We start from the raw sequence: 17,634 nt of genomic DNA, 5'->3' as shown, positions 1-17,634 counted from the left end.
TGCCTCTAATAATTTACGTTATCTAAAATATTATTTAATTTAGCTATTGCAATACCGTAATTTGTCATAAATACATTATGATTGTTACATTCTTCTAATCTATTCATCATATAAGTTCTATTAAACATACACCCAGCACAATGAATAACTAAATCATATTCACTTATATTTTCAGGAAAATCAGATCCACTTACAAAATCTATTTGTAAATTATCGCCCACTTTTTCTTTTAATAACCTAGGGATTTGAACTCTGCCAATATCTTCATCTAGAGGAGCATGGGTACAAGCTTCAGCTATTAATACTTTAGAATTTTCTTTTAAATTATCAATTTGATTTGCTGCTTTTGCAAAAGCTTCAACATCACCTTTTACGCCTGATAATAATATAGAAAAAGAAGTTAAAATACTTTCTTTAGGTTTTTTAGGATAAATCATAGAGAATGTTTGGCTATCAACAATAATTAGTTTTGGAGGCTCTTTTAAAGATTGTAATGCACTATCAAATTCATCTGTTGTAACACTTATAATAATCGTGTGATGATCTAATAAATCTCTAATAGTTTGAACTTGTGGTAAAATAAGCCTCCCTTCAGGAGCATTAATTTGTTGAGGCATTACTAGCATTACAACATCATTTTTATTTACTAAATGACCAGCTATACTTTTTTGTACAACTTTATTCTTATTTATTTTAATTAACTCTTTTCTTAATAAATGCTGTAAGTCTTTAGTTTCAGTATTTACTTTTATAACATCAGTATTTAATTTAGTTTTAATCTCATTTTCTAAATAAGATGTATCTGAATTCAAATCAGTTTTACTAATTACAGCTAAATATGGTTTATTAGATTTTTTTAACTTCTTAGCCCACTCGATTTCTTTTTCAATATCACTACTTGTAGCATCAAATAATAAAATAGCAATATCAGTCTTTTTCAAAGCGTCTTTAGTCTTTTTTACTCTTAATGAACCTAATTCTCCACTATCATCAAAACCTGCTGTATCGATTAGTACACAAGGCCCTAGCCCATATAATTCTATAGATTTATAAACAGGATCTGTAGTTGTCCCTTTAACTGAGGATACTAAAGAAGTTGAATGTTTAGTAAGTGCATTTAATAATGTTGATTTACCACTATTAGTTTTTCCATAAATACCAATATGAAGCCTAACACTTCTAGGACTAGAATTTAAATTGCTCATTGTTATACCTTTGAATACGTAGTTTTAATGCTAACTGATGAAATTTGTCCTAATTTACCTGATAAACTACTAATAACATCTTGTGGAGCATCAACTACAATGGTAATTATTGAAACATTTTTTTTAGAATAAGGCATTCCCATTCTTCCAATAATATAAGAAGAAGCATTGTGTAAAATATGATTTACTTGTGTTACAGATTCTGGTGATTCAATTATTATTGCTATAATAGCTAAGCGAGTTTCCATTTTTTCTCCAAAAGAAAAAGAAGGAAAAGAAAAGAAAAAATCTTCTTATTCTTGGGAAATTCCTAATTTTTCAGAAGTATTTTATTATTAATATCTTCAAGTTCAGACAAATCTTCACTATTAGAATTATTATATTTATAATATCAAAATAATAATAATTAAACAATATTATTTAATATAATCAAATAAATTAACGCATTCATTTATTTTCAAATCATTATCAAATTCTAAGTTTATTACATATCCTTGACCATTATTCACACTAATATTTCTATATTCTTCTCTTTCATAAAGGCCAAGACCAATTAATAAACATTTCATAGCACACGAATGGGTTACAATAGTAGCTGATTTTTTATTATTAGATTTCAAATCATCAATTGTTTTATAGAACATTTTAACCATTCTATCCCTTATTTCAGAAAAAGATTCAACATCATTTGTACTAGGATCATCTCTGACCCACAATTCAAACATTTCAATAAGTTGATCTCTTGAAACAAAAGTATCATTTTCCCTTGATTTAAAATTAATTTCTCTTAACTCTTTAAAAGTTGCATCGAGTTTCTTTTCAGGACCAAACAGTGCTTCAAAAGTTGAAGTACATCTACTTAAATCGGAACTATAATAAATATCGGTATCTATGTAATTATATTTTTCTCTATATTCAACTAATTCTTTTCTACCTTTTTCCATTAATGGGACATCACTTTGACCACTTAATGTTTTTAGAGCATTACCCAAAGAATAACCATGTCTTATTAATACAATTTGATATTTTTTATCTTCCATATTTTTTCTCCAAATATATTTAATACTCTTATAGCAAAAAAGAGCTAAAGCATAAAGCCTTAGCTCTTAATATATATAAAATTATATTATCTATCTTCAACAGAAACACTTATTCCATAACTTAAAGATTGGCAAATGTCTAAACAATATGTACCAATACTAGTTAAGTCATTTAAGATTGTATTGAAATAAGGAGTCATTTTTGGATTACATACACCAGAGTTTAATCTATCTAAGTGATTATCTTGCATATCTTTTTCCATATCTGTCAATCTTTCTCTTAATGCAATAACCATAACAATACTTACATCATCCCCGTCTTTTAATACTTCAATAGATGATTTAAACAATTCATAAACAGCATCCATACTGTTTCTAAATTCTTTTTCACCCACATCGCTGAAGCATAATTGCTTTTCATCTAATTCAATCATTTGTTCAAAGATATTATTCATTTGAATACAAATTCTCTCTAATCCTGAAGAAACTAATAACAATTCAGTAATTGCATTTGTTTGCTCTTCAGTAGAATTACCGACAGAAATCATACTAGATAAATAGTGTTGAATTTCTCTTTGTAAATTTCTTTGAGTTTTCCACATAGCCTTCATTTCAACTGATGCTTCTTTATCAAAAGGTACTAAAGAATATCTTGAATCTTTTAAACCATGTAAAATTGTTTCACAAGATTGAATTACTTCTTTTTGACAAAGAGTCATAGCAAAGACAGGTTGATTTATCAAATGAGGATCTAAATAAATAGCATTTGTCTTATCACTAGCCTCTTCGACTGGATTACCTGGGACAATAGTTGTAACTATTTTAACCATCAACCATACAAATGGCATCCATAATAAAGTATTTAAGATATTAAAAGATGTGTGCGCATTAGCTATTTGTCTTGAAATAATTTCTAATTCAGGTCCCTTAGGTGAAATCATTTGTACAAAAGCAGCAAAAGGATTTATAAGGAATATAAATATGACTGCCCCAACTACATTAAAGATACTGTGTGCTATAGCTGTTCTTTTTGCATTTTTTGACTGACCTATACATGCTAATAAAGCTGTAATAGTAGTACCTATATTATCACCTAATAATACTGGAATAGCACCTTGTAGTCCTATAATTGAGGTTATCCCATCAGGTCCTGGCGTACTTGCAAAATTTTGCAAAACTGCAATTGTTGCAGAAGAACTTTGAACAACAACCGTCATCAATGATCCAACTAAAACACCTAAAACAGGAATATGAGATACTTGAGTAATCATATCAACAAATATTTGTGATTTTGCTAAAGGTTTCATTAAATCACCCATAGTATCAATACCTACAAATAACAGTCCAAAAGCGAATATTGTTAAACCTATATTCTTTGTTTTTTCATTTTTTGGTACGAAATGTAATAAAAAACCGAAAAACAATATTGGCCATATATAATCACTTAGCTTAAAAGCTATTAATTGTGCTGTCATTGTAGTACCAATGTTAGCACCTAATATAACTGAAATAGCTTGAGGTAAGTTCATTAACCCTGCACTTACAAACCCAATTACCATAACAGTTGTTGCACTTGAACTTTGTAATACCATAGTAGTAATTGCACCTGCAATAACACCAAAAAATACATTTTTTGTAAGGATTCCCAAAATTTGTCGCATTCTTTCACCTGCGACCTTTTGTAAACCTTCACTCATTAAGTTCATTCCATATATAAATATAGCAAGTCCACCTAATAAGCCAAAGATAATGCTAAAAGATTCGTTCACTCTTCTACCCTTCCTAATATTGCGAATATTAAAAGAATAAACAAAGAATTATGGGTATGTCAATTTGTTAGAAAATTATTAAAAAATTATTATTTTACAATTAACTCATTTTTTTTATTAAAAAACAATTATACTTTATAATATTTTATATATACATTAAAATTTTAATAATAATTTAGTTATAACTAATAAAATTTATTTTATTATTTCTTTATAAAAAAATAATTCAACCTAATTTATTATAACACATTGTGTATATTTTTATACAAATTCAGCCAGTTTGATAGGCTTTATTAATTTATCTTAACATAAAAAATAACGCAAAAAAAACAAGCCTTAATTCTTTGTGACATAATCACTTGTAATTATTCAAATTAGTATTATCATTTAAATATAATAGCAAGGAGTAATTTATGGATAAAAAGAAAACACTTATATTAATTTCAATTATATTTATTATAATATTAACACCGGTTTTTGCATCCGGTAATCAAGAAAAAAACACAAATGAAAATGAAACTCAAATAGAAATAAAATATAATAAAATCAGTGCAGAAGAAGCAAAATCCATTTTTGATTCTAATAATGAAGCTATAATTATTGATGTTAGAACAGAAGAAGAATTTAATTCATCTCACATTCCTAATGCAATTAACATTCCTTTATCAACAATAGAAGAAGAAGTATTAAAACAATACCCAAACAAAGATCAAACACTTTATCTTTATTGTAGATCTGGGAATAGAAGCTCACAAGCTGCAAGAATATTAATGAACAATGGATATTATAATATCTACGATTTTGGTGGCATTATTGATTGGCCATATGAAGTTGTAAAATAATCATCATATATTTATTCAATTTTGAAAGAGATATTTCATTAGACTTTATGTAATATCTCTTTTTTTCATTTTATATAGTTTTATCACTCTTTTTATCATATAATAGATAAAGTTAAAGAGGAGATATTTATATGCAAGAAGCAATCTTAATTTTTTTTACTAATATCAGCAATCCGATTTTTGATTCAATTTCTAATATAGCATCCTTTCTAGGAGAACAAACTGTATTAATACTTTTACTTGCAATAGTAATGTATACTATTGATAAAAATAAAGGTTTTGCTATTTGTGGATCTCTTGTAATAAGTTTATTTACAATGAGCAGTTTAAAAGCAATATTTAAAGCACCAAGACCATTTACGGTATTAAAAGAAATTGATGGTAAAAGACTAGCTACAGCTACTGGATATTCATTTCCATCAGGCCATACAACAGGAGCTGCGTCTATGTATAGTTCTCTATCTTTTTCTATACGTAAGCGAAAGGTCTCTATTTTATGTGCTATTGTAATTGTTTTAGTTGGACTTAGTAGAATATATTTAGGAGTTCATTGGCCTCTTGATGTAGCAACTGGTTTAATTATTGGTATTGTTTTATCACTTATTTTTTATCCTAAATTAGAAAAAGCCAGTGAAGATGAAAATAAGAAATATAAAATAAGTATTATTTATGCAATATTAAGTTTTGTTTTATCTTTTATTTTCGCAATACTTTTACAATTAAATTTAATTGATGAAACAGCATTTTCTGATTTTATGAAAACTATGGCTTTTAGTGCTGGTGGTTTTATCGGTATTGCTTATGAAATTAAAAAAATTAATTTTAGTGTTGAAGGCTCTAGAATACAAAAAGTGTTGAGAGTATTAGTTTTAGTACTTGGTATGCTAATTATTCAATATGGATTAAAATTAATATTTGTAGAAAGCATTTATTATATTGGAGCTTTTATAAGATATTTAATTGTGGGTTTATGGTTAACCGCACTTTTCCCATTAATATTTAAAAAACTTTTTCCATAGAAAGAAAACAAATCCCTCTAAATGAGGGATTAATTATTATCTTAAGTAAAAAGCTTCCATTGCTTTAGTCAGTTTATAGGTATCTTTAGTACCTGCACTTTCATAAGGAGAATGCATTGCTAGTTGAGCAACACCTATATCAATTGTATTTATTGAATAGGAAAAGTTAATTAGATTTCCTAAAGTTGAACCACCAGCTTGATCAGAATTATTAAAAAATTCTTGATATTCTATATCATTCTTTTTTAAAATCATCTTAAATAATGCAAAAGATGATGCATCTGTTGTATATTTTTGATTTGCTGAATGTTTAATTAATACTCCACCATTAATAATTGGTTTATTTACTATATCGCTTTTTTCCATATAGTTTGGATGAAGAGCATGTCCATTATCACAAGAAAGCATAAAACTATTAGCCTGATAAATGGATTTTTCTTCTACATCCCAATCTAAAGAGTTTGCAATTCTATCAATTGTGATTTTTAAGAAGTCGCTTAGTGCACCTTGCTTTGTGCCACTACCAACTTCTTCATTATCTAAAAATAATGCCATATTAATATAAGAAGTAGCTTCTGTATTAATTAATGCAGTCATAGAGGTATAAACACCTTGTAAATCATCTATTCTTGGAGATGAATAAAACTCATTATTTAATCCCCATATTCTACCTTCTACTCTATTATATAAAAATAAATCACTTGATAATATATCATTTACATCAACACTTAATGTTTCAGCAATCAACTCATTTAATACATTTTTTTTATCACCTAGAGCAAATAAAGGAAGCATATCTACTTGCTTTTTATACTCAATACCTTTATTAGCTTCTTTATTTTGGTGTATAGCTAAATTTACTATTGTTAATAAATCCCTATCTATAGTTAAAAGTTTTTCTTCAAAAGAATCACCTATTTTTACAAACACTCTACCTGCAATAGAAAGAGGTCTATCAAACCAAGGGGCTAACAACATACCACCATAACCTTCTGTATTTAATAATGTATAACTATTATTTTTAATTACTTCTGGATTACTTTTTATCTTAAAAGTTGGAGAATCTGTATGAGAAGAAATTATAGAAAACCCTTTATAAGTTTCTGGAATTTTAAATGCTATTAAAGAAGAATTATTTCTCTTAACATAGTAAGATTTACCACTTACTATATTATATCTTTCACTTTCTTTTAATTTATTAAAACCATTATTAATCAAGGTCTTTTCTATAGTATCAACAGCTTGAAAACAAGTTGGACTTTTTGTTATAAAATCTAGAAGATTTTTCGTAGAATCAATATATTTTTTATCCATTTTAGACTCCTATTAATAGTATTTTAACATATTAATAAAAAAGAAAATAGGTAAAAAAGTTTTAAGAAATGGAGCTGATCGGACTCGAACCGACTACCTCTTGAATGCCATTCAAGCGCTCTACCAGGTGAGCTACAGCCCCAATAAATATGAAATAAAATTATCATTAAAGTCATTGTTGGTCAATACTTATTTTTTATAGTAAATTATATTTTTTCTCTATTCATCAACACAAAAGAAGCAATTAATAATAGAATTACAACAAAGAGCGAGAACGTATTAAATTTCAAGGTCAACACTGTCCCTAGTATTGCACCTATTATAAAAATCAAAATTATTGAAAAAGATCTAATAGATTTATCACGAAATGTTTTATCTTTATTTTTTTTATACAAAAATAAATTTTCACTAGCAGTTCTTAAATTTCCTGTACACATTGTTGTTGCAAAAGTGGTTGAGTGAATTTTCCTAAAACTCTCAACTTGAAGAGCACATACAAAAGAAACCAAACTATTTGCGAGGATATTTAAAATATCACTTTCTTTTATAAACATAACTGAAAACAATACTAATATCTCAATTAATAAAACATTTTGTCTCCAATGTAAGGTATTTACTTTTTGATTATGTTTAAAAAACTCAGCAACAATTACACCTAAGAAAAAACATATAATAGGAATGATATATTTAATTGTATTTATATAATTTTTTTCAGCAATACTTATTGCAACTAATACCATATTGCCGGTCTGTGCATTAGCGAAAACTTCACCCCGCCCGAAATAAGTGTAAGTATCTAAATATCCACCTACTAAAGCTAATAAGCCCCCTAAAACAAAACTTTCAGAAGTTTGAATGCCTTTATTAAAATAAATACCCATCTTCAACCATTTTTTTAGATTTAACTTTTAAATCATAATCTAAATAATTAATTAAAACTTCCCTTTCAAAAGTTTTATCACCACAAGCTATTTTAAATAACTTACCACAATTAATAGCATCATCAAGAGCGTGATGGGCTCGGTAATTTAACTCAAATTGTTCACTTAAATAAGTTAATTTATGACTTTTCATACTTGGCCATTTTTTTCTACTAATTTGAAGAGTACAATAAAAAACATTAGTTGGGAAATCTAAATTATAAGTTTCTAAACTTCCTTTTAAAACTGAATAGTCAAAATTTACATTATGAGCAATAACTATATCATTTGCCATAAAACCATTCACTTCAGGCCAAATTAAGTCAAAAGTAGGAGAAGCTAAACAAGCAGAAGAATCTAGCCCATGGACTCTAGTCATTGCTGGGCTAAAATATTCGACTTTAGGACAAACTAATGAATAATAAGTATCTATTACTTCTCCCTCTTCATTAAACTTTGCCATTCCTATTGAAGCTATTCCACCTTTATTAGAATTTGCAGTTTCAAAATCTAAGGCTACATAATTCATCTATTCTATTTTCTCCAATATCATTGTAACTGGTCCATCATTTAAGTATCTAACATCCATATGTGCACCAAATACTCCAGTTTCAGTTACAAAACCTAAATCTCTAAACTTTTTTACAGCCATTTCATACAGTTCATTAGCCCTTTTGGGAACTTCTGCATTATCATAAGAAGGTCTATTGCCTTTTCTAAGATTAGCATAAAGAGTAAATTGACTTACAACTAATATTTTAGCATTAACATCAAAAGCACTTAGGTTCATTTTATCATTCTCATCTCTAAACATTCTAAGTTTAGAAATCTTGTTTACAACGTAATCGACATATTCTTCTTTATCACCTTTAGCTACACCAAAATATACTAAAAGTCCATGATCGATTTCACCTACTATTTTTTCATCAACAGTTACAGAAGCCTCTTTAACACGTTGAATAACACATTTCATATTTCACCTCAACGAAAATTGATTAAGGATATTTTAATAAATAATAAAGTTAATTAAAAGAGACTTAATTGAACATATTCTTTTTTCTCTAGTTTTTTTAAATATGCAAAAACTTCTTCTACTTTATACATTATATTATTATCCCTTAATCTTCTATTTAAAAGTGTGGATAATTCATTGGAATTTTCACTATAAATTGAATAATGGTTTTTATATTTATTGATATATAATTCTTTTAAATTATAAAAATATTTATCAAGATTTTTATAATAATATTCTCTGTTACCTTCCCTTAAGGTCATACCTATTCCAAAATATAAAACACCTTTAACTTTAGACTCAATCATCATATCAATTAATTGATTTATATTAGCTTTTGTATCTAAGATATATGGAAGAATAGGACCTAACCATACAACCGTTGGTATATTATTTTCACTAAAGATTTTTAATACTTCACATCTTCTTGAACTAGGGACAACATTAGGTTCAATGATTTTTGAAATTTGATCATCTGAACTAGTTAGAGTCATTTGAACAACACATTTCGTCTTTTCATTAATTTTCTTGATAATATCTAAATCTCTTAGAATTAAATCAGACTTTGTTAAAAGAGTAATTCCAAATCCATATTTATAAACTAGTTCAAGTGCACCTCTAGTTAATTTTAAATCTTTTTCAATAGGTATATAAGGGTCACTCATTGACCCTGTAAATATCATAGATTTCTTTCTTTTTTTCTTAAGAGTTTCTTCTAATAATCCTAGAGCATTTTCTTTAACTTCAATATCCTCAAATTCATGATTCATATTATAGCAATTACTTCTTGAATCGCAGTAAATGCATCCATGAGTACATCCTCTATATATGTTCATATTATTATTACTTGATAGAATTGTTTTTGCTCTTACTTTATGCAATTATTTCCTCAATGTCTTTTTGCACTATAAGATGAAACTTCTATTTTCATCACTAATACATTTCTAACTGAAGCTTCATTAAAATATAGATCATCTTTCTTTGTTACATGTTTCATCAATATTCTTAAAGCTGACAATTTCTCGTCATATCCATCTATTATAGAAGCAATCCCGTTTCCAATTATACTTTTATATAAATAAGTATATGTACAAGCTTTAGTATCAAGAGTAGCTTTTAATTCATTCTTCTCATCTATTTCAAAACCAACTTCCATATTTTCTTCAAAAGCCTTAACTTTTCTTCCAACCTTTGCACCATGGAAATAAAAAGTTAGTTTTTCATCTTCACTTAAAGAGTATCCATAAGTCAATGGAACTATATAGATTCCATTATCATCTTTAAAAGCGATTCTACAAACATCATTATTATCTAATATTTGTTTAATTTCATTAATATCTTTTACTGCTCTATCATTACGTCTCATCATTATCCTCATTTACTTATTAATATGTTTCTTTCTGTATGCAGTTGGTAATATCCCAAAGGCTTGTTTATATAAAGTACTAAAATATCTAGCATTTGAATATCCAACTAACATAGCTATATCCTTTATAGATGCTGAAGAATTAGCTAATAATAAATGTTTTGCTTTTTCTAATCTATAATTATTTAAGTAATTTACAAAATAAATATCTGTTATTTTATGAAATTGTGTACTTAAATAATTAGGTGAAAAATTTAAATACTCAGCTACTTCATTAATCCCAAAGTTGTTCATATAATTCTTCTCAACATAATCTTTCATTTGTGTTATTAAATCATTAGTATTTTCAACACTCAATATCTTATTTTCTCTAAGCTTTTTAATTAAAGATTTCTGATTTTTAATAGATAGGTCTAAGTTTAATTCAGTTCCAATAGAATTTATTATATTATCTAAATTAATATCACTAGGTATTGTTTTAAATTCCTTCTCAAACCTATCTAATATGGAAATATATTCTAACCCATTTTTTTCTTGAGCATTTTCAAACAACTGTTGTAGATAATTTAAATAAATATCCACATCAGCTCTTCTATTAGTTATAGCTGTTGAGGAATATGGCTTTTTATCTAATGATAAATAAATTTTAGACTGCAAAGATTCATTTTCTTTTAAAATTTTTAAAAGTGAATGATTTGTCAAATACAAAGATTTTAATATCACATTTGGATATTCTTCAATATGCAAAACACTTTTCTCTATTATGGATAAGATATATTCAATTCTATTTTTAGAACATTTAATTAAACATTGTACAGAATTTAATGAAGTTCCAAGATGGCACATAATTATATCTTCATCAATAGCAGATCTTAATCTCTTTGGCATATTGATAAGCTTAGTATATCTAAACTCTGCTTTTCTTTCATTAAAATCTTTAGGATAAAAAAATACAAAATCGACTAATAAATAATCAAAATTCTTATCAATTTTAGGTTCATTAAAGCTAAAAGAGTCACCAAGTAGAGGGAGATAGGAATTAATATTAAAAACCTGAGATTGAAAAGTACTATTTTCTAAATATGAATTTTGCTTTTTCTCTTCATATATTTTTTCAATCAACTCTTTTAAATCATCCTCATCAACGGGTTTTAATAAATAATCACTAACGCCTAGAGAAATACTTTTCTTTGCATATTTAAAATCACTAAAACCTGAAAGAATGACAAAACTTGTCATCTCGTTATTCTTTTTTATCTCTTCAATTGCACTTAGGCCATCCATATTAGGCATTTTTATATCAACAAAAGCTAAATCTGCATCAATATCTGAAAAAACACTTACTAACTCAACACCATCTTTTGCTTCAAAAAAGATTGTTTCATCTTCATCTAAAATATCTAACAACATACTTTTTAAGGCAAATCTAATATTAGAGTTATCATCAGCTATTACAATTATCATAAATCTTCCTCACTTATTGGAATAATTATCATTACTTCAACGCCATCATTATTCTTGCATCTATAATTAATAATACTTTCTGCTTTAAATAATTTTATTCTATCGTTAATGTTATTTAATGCAACACTATTACTTAATTGTAGTTTATCACTACTACACCCAACCCCATTATCTTTTATACTTATGAATAAAGAATTACCGGTAATTGTTTCATTTACAATTGTTTTAATAGTTATAGTAACTTGTTCAGAAATTGGCTCAAGTCCATGAACAATAGCATTTTCAACTAATGGTTGTAAAATCAGTTTAGGAATTATTATATTTTTTGATTCATTAGCAATTTCATATACAATCTTCAACCTATCTTCATATTTAATATGCTGTAATTTTAAATAGTCCTTTACAAAATTTAACTCTAATTGAAGAGGTACTAAATCATTATTTGTACATGTATATCTAAATAATTTAGTTAATGAGATAATAGATTTTTCAAGTTTCTTTTGCTCTCCCATTCTATTTAAACCAATAAATCCATTTAAAGTATTATATAAAAAATGTGGATTAATCTGAGATTGCAAGGCCATATATTCAGCCTTTTGTCGACTAATAACAGCTACATATCTATCATCAATTGTCTTTTTTAATTGCTTTGTCATGGAATTTAAGGCATCAGAAAAATCTTGCAAATATTCAAATGTTGAATCAGGAGCTTCAACATCTAATTCACCATGAGCTATATCCTGCATCGTATCTAAAATTAAATTAATATCATCTACCATTTCTTTAGAACTTGCACGATATATTAATAACCCAATGATTAATTCAATAAATAATAATGAAATACAAATAAGTAAAAAATAAATAAGTGATTTATACATTTTAGTAGTACTAGATAAATAAACAATCTTTAAATTTGTATCACTGATATTTTCAACAAAGATATCAAATCCATCTAAGCTTTCATATTTTGTATCGATTAGTATATTTAAATCAGATTCACTAATATCACGACTAGAGCTGATAACTTCGTCATTAAACATTAATAATAAATTATCTTTTTTATCAATTAATGTTGAATTAATTGCATTATTTAATTTATTAGCTCTAATGGTTGCAACCATCATACCAATATCTTTATTTGTATTTGAATTTCTAACATTAGTAACTAAAGATAAAGTTGGAAAAGACTTTTTATACTTCTTATAATATGGAGGAAGAGTTGGCGAATAATAAACAATAGTTTCGTGATTTTCTTTTACTAAATTATACCAAGATTCACTCTCAAAGGTGTAATCACTTTCACTTATTCCTTCAGAAGCTCTACTTACAACAAAACTTGATAAGCCTTCATATCCATAAAAAGTTAACGATTCAATAGAAAGGGAAGATTGAAACATTATTTTTAATAATATTTCTTCATAATTTCTTTCTATTTCATTTAGTCGAAGCTGATCAACTTCTAAAGTTGGATTTATAAACAAAGGTAAAGCCTTAAAAGCTTCAGATGAAATGTATGGAGCATCACAAGCCTCTTTTAAATTAATTAATACTTGTTCAACTTTCATTTCAGTAGTAATTAATATATTATTAGCTTCTCTTTCACTCCTTTCAATATACTCTGAATTAAAATAATAAGAATAACCAATAGAGATAATTATAGTAGGTATAATTATACTAATTATAAATTTTATATATAATGTAAGTCTTATGGAATTTTTTCTTTTTTTCATATTCATATGTAGATAAATATATCATACTATTGTTGAATTCTGTACATATTTTGTTGGATTTTATCTATTTGCAAATTTGAAATGAGTAATAAGATACAAACATAATAAAATAAAAAACAAAACAAATAACAAAACACGGAGGTTATTTTAATGAAAAAATTATTAACTATTTTATTAGCTACTTTATTTGTAGTTTCTCCTTTAGTTGCAGGTGGAGAAAGTGAAAGTGCAAAAGCTGATGGTCCTGTTGAATTAACATTTATGACAAACATGACAGATATTCACGCTGATCTATTACAAGAAATTACTACAGAATATGAAGCTGAAAGTGGAAACATTGTAGAATTCTCAGCTCCTGGTAGTTCTTATGAAGAATTAATGAAAACAAAGATGAGTGCTAATGAACTTCCTGATCTTTTCACAACACACGGTTGGTCAGTATTAAGATATAGCGAATATCTAGAACCAATTAATGATACTCCTTGGTATGGTGATATTAACTCACAAATTAAAGAAGTTATCACAAACGAAGATGGCGAAACTTTTGTTCTTCCAATGGATGTAGATATTGCTGGTATTATTTATAATGCTGATGTTTTAGAAGCAGCTGGTGTTAATGTTGATGATATTAAAACTTGGGATGACTTCGATGCAGCATGTCAAAAAATAAAAGATAATGGTGTAACTCCTATTCACATGGGTGGTAAAGACAACTGGCCAATTGGACAATTCTTTGACTGGGCAGCTCCTTCATTCTATATCACAGATGAATCTAATAACCAAAGAGCTGCTTTAAAGAGTGGAACATTTGACGAACAACTATGGGTAGAACTAGCTCAACTTATGGCTGACATGGTTGAAAAAGGATACTTTAATAGAGATGCTTTAACAGCTGATTATCTTTCAGACTTAAAAGCTTTAGCTGCTAGTGAAGCTGCATTCGGATTCTATGGTAACTATGCATTTAACGCTGTTAAGAGCTATAACCCAGATGTTAATTTAGGTATGATGCCAATTCCTGCAAGAGTAAGCAGTGATGAACCTACTCTTATCTCAGGAGAAAGAACAGCTATTGGTGTATTCAATGAATCTCCTAATAAAGATGTTGCAATTGAATTCTTAAACTTCTTAGCAAAAGCTGAAAACATTAAAAGAATTGCTGAAGCAAGTGGATCTCCTGCAGGTTTATCAATCGTATCTCCTGACTTAGGCGAATTAAAACCTTTCTATGATAAATATGCAGATACAAAAACTTTCCCTTATTTCGATAGAGAATACTTACCTAGTGGTATGTGGGATGTTATGTGTGCAACAGGGGCTGATATCCTAGCTAAAAAACCAAACGCTGTAGAAAACGCAGCTAAAACAATGGCTCAAAACTATTACGACAAATATTAATAAAATAAGTAATATGCCCAATAAAATGGGCATATTACTCCTAAAAACAAGGAGGGGAAAATGAGAAAATTATCATTTAGAGAAAAGCAAGATATCACTATGTATTCTTTTACAATCCCTGCTGTAATTTTATTCACAATGTTTGTAATAGTTCCATTTTCAAGAGGTATTTTCTTATCTTTTACAAACTGGAATGGATATTCAAAATCATATAGAATGGTCGGTTTCTCCAACTTCGTAAGATTAGTTACTGATCAAAATGTAAGAAGAGCTTTATTAAATACTTTAGTATATGGTATTGGTTCAACTCTTTTACAAAATATATTTGGTTTATCTTTTGCATTATTGCTTAATAATAAATTTAGAGGCAGAGACACAGCTAGAACAATAATATATCTTCCAGTAATGATTGCACCATTACTTATGGGTTATATTATGTATTTCTTCTTCACACTTGATGGTGCTATTAACCAATTACCTTGGAATGTTGCAAAAGAAGGTCTTGATTGGCTAGCAAATGGTAAACGTGGTGTTGCTATTATGACACTTATAAACTCATGGCAATTTGTTGGTATTTCAATGGTTATATATTTAGCAGGACTACAAGGTATTCCAGCAATGTATTATGAAGCTGCAAATTTAGATGGTGTACATGGATGGGGATTATTCAAATATATTACATTACCATTATTAGCTCCAGCAATTAATTCAGCTGTTGTTATCAACTTAATTGGTGGTCTAAAATTATTTGATGTAATTATGGCTTTAACTAAAGGTGGTCCAGGTTATGACTCACATTCTCTTTCAACTTTAGTTAATAGAACATATTTTGGAAGTGAAAATGCTGGGTTTGCATCAGCTATTGGGCTAGTTGCATTTGTATTAATAATGGTAATCAGTTTTATAACAACTAATGCCTTAAACAAATTCCAGGAGAACATGACATGATAAACAAGAAAAATACATGGAGATATCCACTAGTAATACTTATATCAGTAATCTATTTAATTCCAATGTATGTCTTAGTAGGCATTTCATTTAAACCACAAAGTGATTTAAGTTCTTATTGGCATTTCCCATCAAATATAACAATGGATAACTTCTTATATGCAATTCAAAAAGGACACATTTTTACATCCATAAAAAACTCAATTATTATTACAGTTTTTTCAATTGCTTTAATAGTTTTAGTTGGTGCATTAACTTCTTATCCATTAGCTAGAAAGAATGTTAAATTTACAAAATTTATTAGAAACTTTTCACTTGCTATAATGATGGTTCCACCACTTAGTATTTTAGTTCCTTTATATGCAACTTTAGTAGATTATCACGGAATAAATAAATATTGGGGACTTGTGGTAACTTTATTAACATTCGAATTACCTATGAGTATATTCATGTTTACAAACTTTATTAGAGCGATTCCTAATGCATTAGATGAAGCAGCTCAAATAGATGGAGCTGGACCTGCTAGAACATTCTATCAAATTATTTTACCACAATTAAAACCTGTTACAGCATCTGTAATAATTTTAACTGGTATTCATTGTTGGAATGACTATCAATTCTCACTCTATATTATGCAAAAAACAGCTATGAAAACAATTACTGTTGCAATTTCATCTTTCTTCTCACAAGAAACTTCTAATCTAAATGCGGCAGCAGCAGCAGCTTTAATTGCAATTTTCCCAGTAGTAATATTGTTCTTAGCCCTTCAACAATACTTTATTAAAGGTATGGTAGATTCAGCTATAAAATAACAATTATTATTAATAAAAACAGAAAACAACAATCAACAAACAAAATAGTAGTTCACTTTCTCGAACTACTATTTTTATTTCATCAATTGATGAGAAATTATAATATTTCAATCTCTCTATTATTTATCTCAATAAGCTTATCATCACTTAACTTTTTTAACTCTCTAAAAAGAGATTGCCTCTGTATACCTAAATAATCAGCTAATTGTTTTTTACTTATTGGTAATTTTATAAGAGTAGAACCTTGTATAACTGATTGTTCTTCAAAATAATTAAGCAAATTTTCTCTAATAGTTTTTCTATGGAAAACAAAAACTTTTTTATTAAGATTTTGTGAGTTAATTGATAATGATTTAAAAAAATTTAGTGTAAAATCATAATTATGTAGAAGTTTATAAATTCCACATTTTTTTATGCTAATTATTTCTGTATAACCTTTAGAATAAAAAGTTAATGGATAAATACCTCCTGTTAGGATCAAATTTGCTCCAATAATACTATCTTTATTAAACTCAAACATTGTTGTAGCATTACCATTTTCACTTAAAGAATAAGCTATAACAGTTCCCTCTATTACAAAATCTACCCATTCACAGGCCTCTTGAGCCTCTCTAATTGTATGATTTTTTTCATATTCTTTATATTTTAAACATTTCATTTCAATTAATGTATCTATCTCATCATAACTTTCTAGAAATGATATTTTTTGTAATTTTTCTTTTAACATTTATACACCTTTTATTTTAAATAGTCACATCTGTGTCTTTTATTATACTAGATTTTAGTTAATACTAG

At 27.3% G+C, this 17,634-nt stretch carries 18 protein-coding genes and 1 tRNA gene; 5 read left to right on the top strand and 14 right to left on the bottom strand.

From position 1 onward, the window contains the following. Positions 1-5: 5 nt before the first annotated feature. From hydF to ACPKM0_RS04200, 4 genes are all read right to left on the bottom strand, one after another. A complete protein-coding gene (gene hydF / locus ACPKM0_RS04215) occupies positions 6-1,205 on the bottom strand; it encodes a [FeFe] hydrogenase H-cluster maturation GTPase HydF (protein ID WP_472473606.1) in 1,200 nt (399 codons plus the stop codon). Positions 1,206-1,207: 2 nt separating this feature from the next. After that, positions 1,208-1,453, bottom strand: a complete 246-nt coding sequence (locus ACPKM0_RS04210; RefSeq protein WP_472473604.1) for a TM1266 family iron-only hydrogenase system putative regulator — start codon at positions 1,451-1,453, stop codon at positions 1,208-1,210. Between the two features lie 168 nt (positions 1,454-1,621). After that, positions 1,622-2,245 carry a histidine phosphatase family protein gene (locus ACPKM0_RS04205; protein WP_472473602.1) on the bottom strand — a complete coding sequence of 208 codons (624 nt, stop codon included), beginning with the start codon at positions 2,243-2,245 and terminating at the stop codon, positions 1,622-1,624. 86 nt (positions 2,246-2,331) lie between these two features. Then, positions 2,332-4,014, bottom strand: a complete 1,683-nt coding sequence (locus ACPKM0_RS04200) for a Na/Pi cotransporter family protein (protein WP_472473600.1) — start codon at positions 4,012-4,014, stop codon at positions 2,332-2,334. 413 nt (positions 4,015-4,427) lie between these two features. Between ACPKM0_RS04200 and ACPKM0_RS04195 the strand changes: the two genes are divergently transcribed. Beyond that, entirely contained in the window at positions 4,428-4,856 is a 429-nt protein-coding gene (locus tag ACPKM0_RS04195) for a rhodanese-like domain-containing protein (RefSeq protein WP_472473598.1), read from the top strand. Positions 4,857-4,987: 131 nt separating this feature from the next. Continuing rightward, entirely contained in the window at positions 4,988-5,875 is an 888-nt protein-coding gene (locus ACPKM0_RS04190) for a phosphatase PAP2 family protein (RefSeq protein ID WP_472473596.1), read from the top strand. A gap of 36 nt (positions 5,876-5,911) precedes the next feature. Here the strand turns inward: ACPKM0_RS04190 and ACPKM0_RS04185 are convergent, their stop codons facing one another. The 9 genes from ACPKM0_RS04185 to ACPKM0_RS04145 all read right to left on the bottom strand — a co-directional run bounded on the left by ACPKM0_RS04185 (position 5,912) and on the right by ACPKM0_RS04145 (position 13,681). Continuing rightward, positions 5,912-7,189 (bottom strand): M18 family aminopeptidase, encoded by a 1,278-nt coding sequence (locus ACPKM0_RS04185; RefSeq protein WP_472473594.1) that lies wholly within the window; start codon positions 7,187-7,189, stop codon positions 5,912-5,914. A 69-nt stretch (positions 7,190-7,258) separates the two neighbouring features. Next, a tRNA-Ala gene (locus tag ACPKM0_RS04180) sits at positions 7,259-7,331 on the bottom strand. A gap of 64 nt (positions 7,332-7,395) precedes the next feature. After that, entirely contained in the window at positions 7,396-8,070 is a 675-nt protein-coding gene (locus ACPKM0_RS04175) for a YoaK family protein (protein ID WP_472473592.1), read from the bottom strand. Then, positions 8,054-8,638, bottom strand: a complete 585-nt coding sequence (locus ACPKM0_RS04170) for an exonuclease domain-containing protein (protein WP_472473590.1) — start codon at positions 8,636-8,638, stop codon at positions 8,054-8,056. The genes ACPKM0_RS04175 and ACPKM0_RS04170 overlap by 17 nt, the downstream gene beginning before the upstream one ends. Further along, the gene (dtd, locus tag ACPKM0_RS04165) at positions 8,639-9,082 is read right to left on the bottom strand and encodes a D-aminoacyl-tRNA deacylase (protein WP_472473588.1); all 444 of its coding nucleotides are present in this window, start codon (positions 9,080-9,082) and stop codon (positions 8,639-8,641) included. Positions 9,083-9,135: 53 nt separating this feature from the next. Then, the gene (locus ACPKM0_RS04160; RefSeq protein ID WP_472473586.1) at positions 9,136-10,002 is read right to left on the bottom strand and encodes a radical SAM protein; all 867 of its coding nucleotides are present in this window, start codon (positions 10,000-10,002) and stop codon (positions 9,136-9,138) included. An 8-nt stretch (positions 10,003-10,010) separates the two neighbouring features. After that, positions 10,011-10,487: a pyridoxamine 5'-phosphate oxidase family protein gene (locus ACPKM0_RS04155; RefSeq protein ID WP_472473584.1), complete on the bottom strand. Its 477-nt coding sequence runs from the start codon at positions 10,485-10,487 to the stop codon at positions 10,011-10,013. Positions 10,488-10,499: 12 nt separating this feature from the next. Next, positions 10,500-11,951 carry a response regulator transcription factor gene (locus ACPKM0_RS04150; RefSeq protein ID WP_472473582.1) on the bottom strand — a complete coding sequence of 484 codons (1,452 nt, stop codon included), beginning with the start codon at positions 11,949-11,951 and terminating at the stop codon, positions 10,500-10,502. After that, the gene (locus ACPKM0_RS04145; protein ID WP_472473580.1) at positions 11,948-13,681 is read right to left on the bottom strand and encodes a sensor histidine kinase; all 1,734 of its coding nucleotides are present in this window, start codon (positions 13,679-13,681) and stop codon (positions 11,948-11,950) included. Before ACPKM0_RS04145 ends, ACPKM0_RS04150 begins: the two co-directional genes overlap by 4 nt. 150 nt (positions 13,682-13,831) lie before the next feature. On the opposite strand from ACPKM0_RS04145, the gene ACPKM0_RS04140 reads away from it, so the two are divergent. Genes ACPKM0_RS04140 through ACPKM0_RS04130 form a run of 3 tightly spaced genes read left to right on the top strand, consistent with a single transcriptional unit; the run spans position 13,832 to position 16,839 of the window. After that, positions 13,832-15,079 carry an ABC transporter substrate-binding protein gene (locus tag ACPKM0_RS04140; RefSeq protein WP_472473578.1) on the top strand — a complete coding sequence of 416 codons (1,248 nt, stop codon included), beginning with the start codon at positions 13,832-13,834 and terminating at the stop codon, positions 15,077-15,079. Between the two features lie 60 nt (positions 15,080-15,139). Continuing rightward, on the top strand, positions 15,140-16,027 hold the full coding sequence (locus ACPKM0_RS04135) for a carbohydrate ABC transporter permease (RefSeq protein WP_472473576.1): 888 nt from the start codon (positions 15,140-15,142) through the stop codon (positions 16,025-16,027). After that, the gene (locus ACPKM0_RS04130) at positions 16,024-16,839 is read left to right on the top strand and encodes a carbohydrate ABC transporter permease (RefSeq protein WP_472473574.1); all 816 of its coding nucleotides are present in this window, start codon (positions 16,024-16,026) and stop codon (positions 16,837-16,839) included. The genes ACPKM0_RS04135 and ACPKM0_RS04130 overlap by 4 nt, the downstream gene beginning before the upstream one ends. 97 nt (positions 16,840-16,936) lie before the next feature. On the opposite strand, the gene ACPKM0_RS04125 is transcribed toward ACPKM0_RS04130, so the two are convergent. Continuing rightward, positions 16,937-17,566: a Crp/Fnr family transcriptional regulator gene (locus ACPKM0_RS04125; protein WP_472473573.1), complete on the bottom strand. Its 630-nt coding sequence runs from the start codon at positions 17,564-17,566 to the stop codon at positions 16,937-16,939. Positions 17,567-17,634 lie beyond the last annotated feature (68 nt).

It is taken from the genome of Pleomorphochaeta sp. (genome assembly GCF_050031695.1).
Lineage (GTDB): Bacteria > Spirochaetota > Spirochaetia > Sphaerochaetales > Sphaerochaetaceae > Pleomorphochaeta.
The sequence above is the reverse complement of the archived record's forward strand: the minus strand, read 5'-3'. Positions and strand labels throughout refer to the sequence as shown.